Consider the following 13,309-nt stretch of genomic DNA (forward strand, 5'->3'; position numbering starts at 1 on the left):
GTACGTTCTCGAAACACCGGAAAGCAGGGGTACCGGCCGGGCGAGTGGGTAGCTATTAGGGAGTCAGACCCACGGACGGCATGTGGGCCAGAATCTGGCTGACCAGAGCAGCCGGAGCAGCATCGATGGGCAAATGCAGGCCGTAGGCGGGGCGCTCCAAGGTCGCAAACTGGGAAGCCAGCAGGGCGGGGTTCATGTAGTGGCCCTGCCGCTGCTGCAGACGCTGCCGCACCAAGGCTTCGGACCCATCTAGGAATACCCACTGCAGCGGCTGGCTGGCAGTGGCAGCGGCCCCAAGCTGCTGCCGGTACTTCTCCTTGAGGGCCGAGCAGGCCAGCACGGCCCCGGTGGTTTGGCTCCATTCCCGAATACCGGCGGCCAGGCTCTCCAGCCACCCCCGCCGGTCGTCGTCAGTGAGCGGGGTGCCGGCCCGCATTTTGGCCACGTTAGCCGGAGAATGAAAGTCGTCGGCATCGAAAAAAGGCCGGCCCAGGTGGTCGGCCAGCAGGCGGCCTACCGTGGTTTTGCCACTACCTGATACTCCCATAATGACAAAAACCGGGCTGCTATGCATAGGTTGATTAACTAAAAGCGGCTAGTAAGGTAGCACGTACAGCAAAGCCCCGAAACTGACCTGCCGTAGATGCTCTGCTGCGGCGAAGGAGGCCGTAGGCCGACAAGACCGAAAGTAAGGCTATCTGAGCCAAGGGCTGGGCCGAATAACTGTGCGTTGGACAAAAAAAACTGTCCGAAATTCTGCAGAGGACCTGGAATGCCAGAACTACCCTATCACCAGGGCATTCAGGGTAGCGGAGGCTGACCGTACGTTGGAAGGGCCTGGCTCTTCGGGCAATGGGGAAGTAGCAGAGGCGGGGCGAGGAAGGCGGAGCTAGCGGCTTTATCTGCTCTACGGGCTACCACGGGACGCCAAACGTCCGGCGAATTCAGGCCTAATTACTTCCGTGGGATGCCGCCCTTGCAGAGGCAGCACCCACAGAAGAAATTCACTCACCATAAAAAACCTGTAACAAAGGTCAGCATATTTACAACCCGGGCGGGTACTTGTCGCTGAGTATCAGAAAATACTAGCTGTACAGCACCTTATTCCATACGAACGGTAAGCGCATTCCCCGAATAAGTAACCGTGTGGTGAGGTGCCTGCTTGAAATCGACCGGCGCCGGCCGGTCGGGGCTAACCCAGATTACCTGAAAGGTGCGTTGGGCAGTCATCGTTGGGAAGGAGCCTTGCCGCGCTCCAATAGTCAGCGTTTTGGCTTTTTCCTCGTAGCGCAGCGGAATGGTAGCAAAGGCCCCCTTCTCATAATTGTAGTTCACGTCTTCGTCTTCGTAGAGCGTAAACTGCCCGTCGCGGCCGGTGTAGACGTAGAGCGTAATAGGGTCAGCGGACTTTTCAGTAGCGTACTGCAGTTCCGGGCCGCAGGGCAGAATGGCGCCTTCGGGCACAAACAGCGGCATGCGTTCCAGCGGGGCCGCCTCCGTAATCTGCCGGCCCCCGGCCTGGTGCTGACCGGTGTAAAAGTTGTACCACCCCGTGCCGGCGGGCAGATACAGGGGCTTTTCCCGGGCCTGGTACTCGGTAATGGGGCTGACCAACAGACTAGGGCCGCACATAAACTGACTGCCGATGCTGCCCACGTTGGGGTCGGCGGCGAAGTCCATCTGCAGGCCCCGCATCAGGGTGTAGTTTTCGTGGTGCACCCGGCCGGCCAACGAGTAGAAATAGGGCATCAGGCGGTAGCGCAGCTGGTCGTAGTAGAGCATGCTTTGGTAGGCCGGATGGGTTTCCGGCGCGATGTTGAACATTTCGCGGAACGGAAACTGCCCGTGCACCCGAAACAGCGGGCAGAAGGCCCCGAACTGAAACCAGCGCGCCTGCAGCTCCCGCCACTCCTCCAGGTCCTGGGCATTGGGCTTTTCGTAGCGCCGCTCCACGGCAAAGCCCCCGATGTCGGTGGTCCAGTACGGAATGCCCGACAACGACAAGTTCAACCCGGCCGGAATCTGGTTGCGGAAGTCTTCCCAGCGGGAGCCAATGTCGCCGCTCCAGATGGCGGCGGCGTAGCGCTGGGAGCCGGCGTAGCCCGAGCGGGTGAGCAGGAACACGCGCTGGTTGGGTGCCGCCCCGCGCTGGCCCTCGTAGATTCCCTTGGCATTCTGAAGCGGAAAGCCGTTGAAATACTGGGTGGCCGAGCCCAGAAAAGTGGGCGTCATCAGCTCCTTACGCGTTTGCACGTTGGTGTTGGAGTAGATGTCGGGCTCGGAGGCGTCCATCCACCAGGCGTCGATGCCCTTGGTGAAGAGCTTGGTATTCATCAGCTCCCAGAAAGCCTGCCGGGCCTGGGGGTTGAAGGCGTCGTAAAACGTGGAGGTGTAGCCGGGCGCAATCCAGTCTTTGGTGCGGTTGGCAATGTTGCGCGGGTAGAGGTAGCCCTTGCGTTGAAAGTCGCGGTAGGCCGGGATGCCCTCGTAGAACTTGGCCCACACCGAAATCATGAAGTGCAGGTTTTGCTCGTGCAGGCTCTTGATCAGGCCGTCGGGATTGGGGAAGCGGCTGGGGTCAAACTCCTGGCTGCCCCACTCGGCGGGCTTCCAGTACGACCAGTCGAGCACGATATTGTCGATGGGAATGCGGCGGCGGCGAAACTCGGCGGCTACGTCCAGCATTTCCTGCTGGGTTTTGTACCGCTCCCGACTTTGCCAGAGCCCCATAGCCCAGCGCGGCACCATCGGGGCCTTGCCCGTGAGCTGCCGGTAGCCGCTGACCACTTCATCAAGGTTAGCTCCGTGCACGAAGTAGTAATCCAGGCTTTGCCCGGCTTCGGAAGCCAGACCGTACTCGTGCTGGCTTTGGCCGACTAACGGGCCCAGCCATTTCAAGCCCAGGTAGGACTCGTCGCCGTCCGGATTCCACTCGATTTTAACCGGGTATTTCCGCCCCGCTTCCAGGTTGAGGGCTACGACCGAAGTACCCGGGTTCCAGGCCTGCCGCCACTTATCGACCTGTAGCTTGCCGTCGACATAGAACTTGACGTAGCCGGCATTCTTGAGCAGAAAGTGGTGCAAACCCGTCGTGCCCGACTCCATCGAGCCTTCCCACGTTACCAGCGCCTGACCGAGCTTGAGGCCCGCCGGGAAGTTTTTCTGATCTTCCAGGTACTCGTAGCTCAGCACCGACTCGGGCCGCTGCGCCAGCACTTCCGCGGGCTTGTCTTTGCGGACGTAGGTAGCCGTAAGCCAGCCCGGGGTGCCGTCCTTGGAATAGAGCTTGAGCGAAGAAAGCGGCTGGTAGTCGCGCGTGTCGCCGACTTTGGTAATGGAGTAGTTGTCCCAGAGCAGGCCGTAGTTGCGGCTCGACACGAGGAAGGGCACGGCCACGTCGGTGTTGTTCTGGGCCAGCTCCACCTGCTGGCCGCGGTAGTTCATCGTGCCGTTCTGGTGCTGGCCCAGGCCGTAGAGCCCCTCCCCTGCCGGCGAGTCGAACACCTGCTCGATCTGGTAGAGCGGCTGTCCGTCGGTCACCACGGGCCGAAAGGTTTTGCCCCCGCCCGGCCGCTCCTGCAGAATGGTCTGGCCTTTTGAGTCGAAGAAGCTGACCTCGCCGGTATTGAGCGAAACCGTGGCCCGTAAGGCCGCCGTGCTGATGGTGCCCAAGCCTTTTTTCTCCTTGTACCGCCACTTCACGGCGGTAGCCGGCTGCTCCACGACCATCAGGCTGGGCGGCGCGGCTATGCTTTCCTGCGGACTGGCCTGCACATGGATAATCTGATCCGACACTACCTGCAGGCGCACTGTGCGCGGGTCGTGGTCGTTGCGGCGCGGCAGATGCACCACAACGCCATCGGCCTGCCGCTGCACCGTGGCCTTTTGAGCCAGCGAAGCAACGGCAGGCAGCAGGATAGCGCCACTTAAAAGAAAAACACGGGAATAGGAATTGACCATAGAGGGCGAATAAGTAGGCTTACCCTAAACCGTCCGTTTTCTTCCGCCACCCAAGCACGAGCAGACGTACCCGGGGGCGGAAGAAATTGGACGGCCAGGGGGTTGCTTACAGCGTCACGTTGCCGGTAAGACGAATGTCGCGGGAGGAGCTGCCGACCAGCACGTCGAACTTGCCGGGCTCCAGCACCCACTGCTTTTTGGCTTCGTCGTAGTACTGAAAGGCGTTGGAGTCGAGGTTCACCGTAACCGTTTTCGACTCGCCGGGCTTGAGGAAGACCTTGTCGAAGCCCTTGAGCTCCTTCTCGGGGCGCTTCACGGCGGCCTGGTCGTCGTGCACGTACACCTGCACTACTTCGGCCCCGGCGGTTTTGCCGGTGTTGGTTACGCGCAGCTTCACGGTGGCGCTTTGCTTGCCGGGCGTCACGCTCAGCTGGTCGTACTTAAAGGTGGTGTAGCTCAGGCCGTGGCCGAAGGCAAACTGCGGAGCGACTTTGTAGGTGTCGAAGTAGCGGTAGCCCACATAGATGTCGTCCTTGTAGAACTGCTTGAGCGGGTTGCCGGGGGTGCTGGGGTATTCGCCGAGCTTGTGGGCCGGCGAGTCTTCCAGCTTCACGGGGAAGGTCAGGGGCAGCTTGCCCGAGGGGTTCACGTCGCCGAACAGGATGTGGGCCAGGGCGTTGCCGCCTTCCATACCCGGGTACCAGGCTTCCACAATGCCCTTGGCCTGCCCGGCCCAGGCCGACACGTCAATCGGGCCACCGCCCATGAGCACGACGACCGTATTGGGGTTAGCCTTGAGCACGGCCTGCACCAGCTCGTCCTGGCCGAAGGGCATGTTCATGTCGGGCTTGTCCACGCTTTCGGCGTCGTAGGCATTCTGGTCCCACTTGCTGTAATCGTAGCCGTGAATCCAGCCGCCGACGATGATGGCCACTTCCGAAGCTTTGGCCGCGGCTACGGCTTCGGCAATGAGCTTGGCATCGGCTTTCTGGCCCGGGGCCACCTTGTAGCCGGGGGCGTAGGTAATCTTGGCCTTGGTACCCAGCGTGTTTTTCAGGCCTTGCAGGGGCGTAATTTCATACTTGGCCTTCACCTGGGCGCTGCCGCCGCCCATGGCGTTTTCCCGGGTAGCATTGGCCCCGATGACGGCCACCGACTTTACCGTTTTCTTCAGGGGCAGAATGTTGCCGTCGTTTTTGAGCAGGACGATGCCTTCCTCGGCTACTTTCAGGGCCGTGGCCTGGTGCTCCTTGGTGTTGTAGGCGCCGGCTTTGCGCTTGGCTCCGTCCAGCATGTTGGTAGCATACATCACCCGCAGAATCCGCCGCACCTTGTCGTCGAGCAGGGGCTGCAACGAGGGGTCTTTCTTCACGGCTTCCAGGGCGGCGTTGCCGAGGAAAAACCGGTCGTACACCGTTTCACTGAGCTTGGCTTGGTTGATGCTGCCCGAGGTCTGGGAGGTGCCCTGGTAGGCCAGCACCAGGTCGGTGCCCATTTCCAGGTCGGTGCCGTTGCGCAGGGCGTTCATGGTGTTGTGCACCGAGCCCCAGTCACTCATGACCAGCCCGTTGAAGCCCCACTCCTTTTTCAGGATGTCGTTCATCAGGTAGGCATTTTCGGTGGCCCAGGTCCCGCGGAACTTGTTGTAGGAACCCATCAGCGTATTCACCCCGCCTTCCTGCACGGCTGCCTTGAAGCCCGGCAAATAGATTTCGCGCAGGGCCCGCTCACTCATGTCCACGTCCACGTCGTTGCGGTGAATTTCCTGGTTGTTGGCCGCGTAGTGCTTCACGCAGGCCGATACGCCCTGGTCCTGCACGCCCTTGATGTAGCCCACTACCATCTTCGAGACCAGGAAGGGGTCCTCGCTCAGGTACTCAAAGTTGCGGCCGTTCAAGGGGGCCCGGATGATGTTGATGCCGGGGCCCAGAATGATGTCTTTGCCGCGGTAGTTGGCCTCGGCGCCCAGCACCGAGCCGTAGGCGTAGCCCAGGGCCGGGTTCCAGGTCGAAGCCAGGGTGTTGTTGGTGGGCAGGTAGGTGCCGGCGTCGTCCACGCCTTGCTGGGCCGTCCAGCCCCGGCCGTGCTCAAACCGCACGCCGTGGGGTCCGTCGGATGTTTCCAGCTCCGGAATATTGAGGCGCTCCACGCCGCCCGAGTTGAACGACGATACGGCGTGGACCATTTTGATTTTCTCTTCCAGGGTAAGCTTGCTGAGCAGCGCGTTTACTTTATCGTCGTTGGCCGTGAGGCGGGCCTGCTGATTTTCCCTGGGCGTGGGCTTTTTGGGGGTCGGGCCCGTCTTGCTCTGGGCAACGTAGATGCTCATCATAGCGGAACAAACAGTAAGCCCCAAGAGGGATGCAAAACGTGGAGAAGGGTAAGGCATAGAGGAAAGGGTAAGAGGTTGACTAAAGCTCGGTGGTAGTTGCCTAGCCCGGAGCCAGGGGCATAGGCCAGCCCGTTAGCACTGCTGGGCAGGCTATTGGCAGGCAACAACTTGCCCAGAAGTTGCCGAGAAAAGAAGTTGCTTAGGAGCCGGGCACTACTTGCCGGCCTGTTGATCCAGGAATAGGTAGCGGGCCCGATTCACATCAGGCTCCAGCTTGGAAGTCACGTCCACGCGCAGCACCGGTCCGGCTTCGGTGGCTTTGGCGGCGGGCCAGGTGGGCAGGCCCTTGCCGTTGGGGTTGCCGGTCTTGATGAAGTTGGCAAAATAGCTTTGCAGCGTTTCCGATACTTTGTAGTCGTCCGGGGTCCAGGCATACACTTTGTTGGAGGCCAGGTTGCCCAGGGCGTACTCGATTTCGGCCGAGTGCACCGCACCTTTAGCCGGTGGAGCCGGTGCCTTGGGAGCCGTACCGGCATTCTTGATAACGCCTCCGGCCAGGCCAGCTGTGGCACTGCCCATTTCCGGCGTCATGGCCGGGCGCGGGCGGGCGTAGAGGTAGCGGTACACGGGCTGGTTGGCGGTTTGCAGGTGCGCGTCAGCCCACTTCCAGGTGCTGTAGGCAATAAACCGGTCCCCGGCCAGGTCCGTAGCCGACTGCTCGGCCTGGGCCTCGGTGGTGGCCGGGTACAGCTTCAGCGCTTGGTCGGCCTGGCTGCCGTAGAGCTTCTGCACCGCGGCGCGGAAGTTGTCGGCCGTAGGTGGCAAGGGGCCCAGCAGAAAGCCCGGGCTCATTTCCTGGGAGTTCCAACCCACCAGCAGGGGCACTTTGGCCTGGCGCCCGGCCGCGAAGGTGGCCGCAGGCTTTTCCCGGAAGAAGTAGCCGTCGATGGTGGGCGCAAACCGGCCGGCGCCGGGCTTGCCGGCGGCTTCGAGCAGCTGCTGGGCCGGCAGGGCCCGCAAGGCGGCCAGGGAAGTAGCCCCGATGCTGGTAGCAAAGGCGACGCCCGCCTGCTCACCTTCCGCCAGGGGCACGGGCCCGAAGCCGGTGTTCAGCATTGAGCCGCTTTCCCCAATGGCTCGGGCGAAGGTATTCTGGGCCAGGGACGTCACCATCTGGGCGCTTACCGACATCGAGCCGGCCGACTCCCCGGCAATGGTTACCTGCTGAGGGTCGCCGCCGAAAGCGGCAATGTTTTGCTGCACCCAGCGCAGGGCCGCACTCTGGTCCATGAAGCCGTAGTTGCCGGAGCCGTGGTAGGCTGCTTCCTTGCTTAGCTCGGGGTGAGCCAGAAAGCCGAACACGCCCAGGCGGTAGTTTACCGTAACAGCCACGATTCCTCGCCGCGCCATGCTCTCTCCATCATAGCGCGGCTCGGAACCATCCCCGGCCTGAAAGCCGCCCCCGTAGAAGTACACCAGCACGGGTAGCTTCTGCTGGGCCGACTTGGCCGGAGTCCAGACGTTCAGATACAGACAATCTTCACTGACGCCATTCGAGCGGAAATTCATATCGCCGTAGAGCGGCAGCTGCATAGCCCGGGGGCCAAACTGCTTGGCCGCCCGCACCCCGGTCCATTTTTGCACGGGCTGAGGTTCTTTCCAGCGCAGCGCCCCTACCGGCGGCGCCCCAAACGGCACCCCCTTAAACAGGCGAATACCACCCGTTCCAACGCTGCCTTCCAGCACGCCCTCGGCCACCCGGACCTGGGTAGCGGCTACGCCTGCAGCGTTCTTAGCAGGTTGGGCCGTGGCCGGCAGGCCAGTAGTCAGCAGCAGGCCAGCCAGAAAGAGTAAGCCACCGACAACGCGGCGGAGCGTAGCCGTGGCCGGAGAGGAGTCCTGGGGCTGGGCGGTTGGGCAAGGATTTGGGGTTGGTTTCATAAACAGTAGATGGCAGTGAAAGGCAGCACGAGTTTGTACGTAACAACCGGTTTACGGCATGATACAACCCCGGGCTGGCTGGGGTGGCCGTCGGGGAAAAGCAGCGCCCGTTGCCAGACGCCACTTTTCCCACAATACGGAACACCCCACAGTCAGTGCCTACCGGCAAGCGGTTTAGTAGCCGGGGTTTTGGGTTAAGTTAGGATTCACATTGCGCTCCGACTGCGGGATGGGCAGCAGGTTGTTGGTTTCCTTCACGGTTTTGCCTAACGCACTCATCGTGGAAACTAGCGTGCCGGTGCGCTTCAGGTCGTACCAACGGTCCATTTCGAAGGCCAGCTCGTAGCGTCGCTCTTTCAGCACAGCTTTTTGGAATGCCTCGGGGCTCAGGCCAGCGGGCAAATCGTGCTGGGAGTTGCCAAAGGCCCGGCGCCGCACCGTATTGATGGCGGCGAGTCCGTCGGCCGGGCCGGCGGCTTCCGCCAGGATCAGGTAGATTTCGCCCAGGCGCAGCACCGGCACATTCAGGGGCGAATCCCAGTTGTTCACATTCACGGTGCCCACAAAGAACTTGCGGATGTTGAAGCCGAACGGGTCGCCGACCAAGGAGGCGGGCTGCACTTGGCCGTCGGGATACTTGTCGCCGGGCACGAATACCGTGGGACCCTTGCGCAGGTCGCCGGGCTCGTAGCCGTCGACAAATTCCTTCTCGGGAATGTTGAAGCCGTAGCCACCCGACGACACCACGTAGGGGCTGCCAAAGAAGCGGGCTCCCCAGAACTCGTTCATCACTGAACCGGGCCCGTCGGTGGTGTAGCTGCTCAGGCCGTTCTTGAACTGCACTTCAAACAAGGACTCCTGTCCGTTCTCGTTTTCCACCTTGAAGTTGTCGCCGTAGTTGGTCCACAGGCTTTTGCCCGATTCGGCAATAACCCGGCGGGCCTGGGTGGCAGCATCGGTCATCTTGCCCTCGGTCAGGTACACCTTGGCCAGCAAGCCCATGGCCGCCCATTTGGTGGCCCGGCCCACATCCTCGCCCGAGTAGGTAGCGGGCAGCTTGGTGATGGCGTCCAGCAAATCCTTCTCGATCTGGGCGTACACCTGGGCCTGGGGCGTGCGGCTCAGGCCAGCGGCTTCGGCCGCCGATTGTGGCGGAGTCAGCACCAGGGGCACGTCGCCGAAACCGCGCACGAGGTAGAAGTAGTACAGAGCCCGCAGAAAAGCCGCCTCGCCCAGGCAGCGGTTCTTGATGGTGGCGTCCATTTCAATGGCCGGCACGCGGGCCAGCACCTGGTTGGCCTGGCCCACGCCCAGGTAGGCGCGCTGCCAATGACTGGTGGTCAGGGGGTTGGTAGCCGGAATGGTAAAGTTGTCGAGCTGCTGAAACTCGATACCATCGGCCGCCCCACCCCCACCGAGAAAGGAGTTATCCGACATCACGTCGCCAATACCCCAGAGCGAGTAATTGAACATGCCGTTCTGGCTTAGCTGCGAATACGCGGCATTGGTAGCCTGAATAGCGTCGTTCTGCGTTTTGTAGAATATCTCGGTCGTCACAGCGTTGCGGGGCTGCAAGTCAAGAAATTCCTTGCCGCAGCCGCTGAGCAGGCCAAGGGCGCACACGGCCAGGGCCAGCGTGTTCCGGGAAATGAGAGTAGTGGGTTTTAGCAACATGGGATTCAGATTTGATAGGATGAGACACTCACGCCAGCTTGCCAGCTGCTAGAAGCCGATGTTGATACCGGCCAGGAAAGTGCGGGCCTGCGGATACACGCCCCGGTCGACGCCGAAGCTGCCGCCCTGATTGCCTAGTTCGGGGTCGAAGCCCTTGTATTTGGTGAACGTCAGCAGATTTTGGCTGCTCACGTAGAGGCGCACCCGCTGGGTGTACACCTTCTTGGTCAGGGTGGCGGGCAGGGTGTAGCCCAGCGTCAGGAGCTTGAGGCGCAGGTAGGAGCCATCCTCGATGTAGTGCGAGGAAATGCGCAGGTTCTGGTTCGGGTCGCCGGCCACGGCCCGCGGAATGTCGTTGCTGGTGCCCGGCCCGGTCCAGCGGTCCAGCGTAATCGTGCTGGCGTTGGAAGCCCCGTAGAGGCCGCCCTCGGTGTAGTAGCGGTTCAGGTTATACACGTCGTTGCCCTGGGAACCCTGCAAGAAAACGTTCAGGTCGAACCCTTTGTAGCCCAGCGTATTGTTCAGGCCGTAGGTGAAGTCGGGATTCGGGTCGCCAATGTAGGTACGGTCCTGGTCGTTGATGATGCCGTCGTTGTTGAGGTCCTTGAAGCGAATGTCGCCGGGGGCCGTGCTCTTGGTGGGGTCATTGCCAGCTACCTGCACGGCGTGGCCTTTTACGTCTTCCGGCGTCTGAAACAGGCCATCGGCCACGTAGCCGTAGAACGAGCCGAAGGGTACCCCGGCCTCGTAGCGCACCAGGTTGCCCCCGCCCCGGGTATTTTGTCCGTCGAAGGGCTTGCCGGCACCCAAGGAGGTAATTTCGTTGCGGTAAGCACTCACGTTCAGCGAGGTTGTCCAGGTCAGGCCGCCGGCTTCGCCCGCAAAGTTGTTGGTCGTCACGGTGAAGTCAACCCCTTTGTTGGTGGAAGAAGCGGCGTTGGTATTGATGCTCTCACTGGTACCCGACACGTAGGTGACCGGCACGGCGGCAATCAGGTTGGGCGAGGTGCGCCGGTACAGGTCGATGGAGCCCGAAACGCGGTTTTGCCACAGCCCCACGTCGATGCCCAGGTTAAACTGTTCGTTGTTTTCCCAGCGCAGATCCGTGTTTTGCAGGCGCGTGGGCGCCCCCCCGATTACCTGCGACTGGCTGCCGGTACCAAACACGTAGCCCGTGCCCGGCACCCCGTTGTTCGACTGCGGCGTGGAGTTCACCGTGGTTAGGTAAGCAAACGTACCCGCGTTGAGCGGATTGCCCACCCGGCCGTAGCCGAAGCGCAGCTTCAGGTTGCTCAGGTAGGTGTTGTCCTTCAAAAACTCTTCCTCCGAAATCCGCCAGCCGGCCGAGGCCCCGGGGAAGAAGCCAAACTGGTTGCCGGGGGCAAAAGCCGAGGAGCCGTCGTAGCGCACAATAGCCTGAAACAGGTATTTGCCGGCAAACTCGTAGTTGGCCCGGCCGAAGTAGCTGGCCAGGCGGGTGCGGCTGTTGCCCCCGTTGTTGCTGAGCTGGGAATTCACCGGGCCCCGGTCCAGAATCGTCAGGTTGTTGGTGCTGTAGCCGATACGGCCGCCGCCCAGGTAGAAGTTGTCGAACTGCTGGGCCGACTGCCCCACCAGCAGGCTGAACTGGTGGTTGGTACCAATGAGCTTGTCGTAGGTCAGCGTGTTTTCAATCAGGTAGCTGGGGCTGTAGTTGGAATTGCTGTTGGCCGTGGCCTGAGACGTTGGGTACTTCGACGAGCCCACGATGGAGGGAAAGAACTGGTCACCCTGCAAAAACTGCAGGTCGGTGCCCACGTTGGTGCGCAGACGCAAGCCCTTCAGAGGCTCCAGCTCGGCGTAAAACGTGGAAGTAACCCGGTTGCGGTTGTTCTTGAGCTGGGGTCGGCGGGCCGCCGTCACGGGGTTTTCCTCGCCGTAGTTATCCGCGCTGGTAAACTCGTAGTACGTACCGTCGGGGTTGAAGGCCGGGGCCGTAGGCGGCGCCTGCAGGGCCAGCTGGATAACGCCCGAAAACTCGTTGTTTTCGTTGTTGAGCGGCTGTTCCTCCTGGTGCGTGAGACCCAGGGTATTGCCGATTTTCAGGGCTTTGCTAAGCTGCACTTCCCCGTTGGCCCGCAGCGTAAAACGCTGAAAGCTGGAATTGATGATGGTACCATCCTGCTGGAAATAGCCCGCACTGGCCGCGTAGCGGGCTTTTTCGCTGCCGCCGGTGGCCGAAATGGCGTAGTTCTGAATTTTGGCCGGCCGGAAAATTTCGTCCAGCCAGTTGGTGCCCGCGCCCAGGGCGCCGGGGTTGGCATATTTGGGAATCACGTCGAGTCCCCCGTTGCGGCGCGCCTCGTTGTTGAGCTGGGCAAATTCCTGGGCATTGAGCAACGGAATCTGGCGCCACACCTGCTGCGTGCCCACGTAGGCATCCAGGTTGATGGAGGAAACCCCGGCCTTACCCCGCTTTGTAGTAATAATAACAACGCCGTTGGCGGCCCGCACCCCGTAGATGGCCGTAGCCGAGGCATCTTTAAGCACGTCAATGCTTTCGATGTCGTTGGGGTTGATGCTGTTCAGCTCATTGCCCGTGGCGTTGCCGTTGCCATCAACGGCGGCCGGCAGCGGAAACCCATCCACGACGTACAGCGGAGAGTTGTTGCCGGCCGAGGTAATGCCCCGCACCCGCACCGAGGTGCCGCCCCCACCGGGTGCCCCGGAGTTGGACACAACCTGCACCCCCGCTGCCCGACCCTGAATGGCCTGGGCCGCATCGGCTACGGGCTGAGTGGCCACGTCGCGGCCCGATACGGAAGAAACGGCCCCCGTTACGCTCTGGCGCTCCTGGGTGCCATAGCCTACCACAACTACCTCTTCCAGCGCTTGGGCATCTTCCCCGAGCGTCACGTTGAAGTTGGTGGTAGCGCCCGTTACCGGCACTTCCCGCCGTGTATAGCCCACAAAGCTGAATACCAGCACGCTGCCTTCCGGAACTTCCAGGCTGAAATTACCGGCCGCATCGGTGCTGGTGCCCACTGTGCCGCCTTTCACGACAACCGTGACGCCGGGCAGACCCTCGCCGTTGGCCTGGGTTACGCGGCCGGCCACGCGCACGTCGGCCTGCTGCAGCCGCAGGCTGGCAGCAGTTCTGGCGTAGAGCGGCGTTGCCGTAGCCACAAACGTTTGCAGGCTGCCCGCCGTCAGCAGCACTACTCCCTGTAAAAGGATTTTCCTGTGTGATTGTGAAAGCATAGAAGTGGGATTTTAAGTGGAGCGTATTAGACCAAAGCAGGCAATAAGGTGCTGAGCAGAGGCGGAAGAGCATCTGGAAGCAAAGGAGTGGTAACCGGAATGGATAACTCACTCGCCGGAAAATTCAATATTCCGACGGGTATAGGCACACGGAGCCAGGCG

At 61.5% G+C, this 13,309-nt stretch carries 6 protein-coding genes; all 6 read right to left on the bottom strand.

What is annotated here, in order from left to right:
- Window positions 1-55: 55 nt before the first annotated feature.
- Window positions 56-574 (bottom strand): gluconokinase, encoded by a 519-nt coding sequence (locus E5K02_RS12415; protein ID WP_135395101.1) that lies wholly within the window; start codon window positions 572-574, stop codon window positions 56-58.
- Window positions 575-1,101: 527 nt separating this feature from the next.
- Entirely contained in the window at window positions 1,102-3,960 is a 2,859-nt protein-coding gene (locus E5K02_RS12420) for a TIM-barrel domain-containing protein (RefSeq protein WP_135395102.1), read from the bottom strand.
- 106 nt (window positions 3,961-4,066) lie between these two features.
- On the bottom strand, window positions 4,067-6,292 hold the full coding sequence (locus tag E5K02_RS12425; protein WP_206025954.1) for a glycoside hydrolase family 3 C-terminal domain-containing protein: 2,226 nt from the start codon (window positions 6,290-6,292) through the stop codon (window positions 4,067-4,069).
- A 213-nt stretch (window positions 6,293-6,505) separates the two neighbouring features.
- Window positions 6,506-8,233, bottom strand: a complete 1,728-nt coding sequence (locus E5K02_RS12430) for a carboxylesterase/lipase family protein (protein WP_135395103.1) — start codon at window positions 8,231-8,233, stop codon at window positions 6,506-6,508.
- Between the two features lie 174 nt (window positions 8,234-8,407).
- On the bottom strand, window positions 8,408-9,907 hold the full coding sequence (locus tag E5K02_RS12435; protein ID WP_135395104.1) for a RagB/SusD family nutrient uptake outer membrane protein: 1,500 nt from the start codon (window positions 9,905-9,907) through the stop codon (window positions 8,408-8,410).
- 48 nt (window positions 9,908-9,955) lie between these two features.
- A complete protein-coding gene (locus tag E5K02_RS12440) occupies window positions 9,956-13,147 on the bottom strand; it encodes a SusC/RagA family TonB-linked outer membrane protein (protein ID WP_135395105.1) in 3,192 nt (1,063 codons plus the stop codon).
- Between the last annotated feature and the right edge of the window lie 162 nt (window positions 13,148-13,309).

The sequence above is a fragment of the Hymenobacter metallicola genome, from assembly GCF_004745645.1.
GTDB lineage: Bacteria > Bacteroidota > Bacteroidia > Cytophagales > Hymenobacteraceae > Hymenobacter > Hymenobacter metallicola.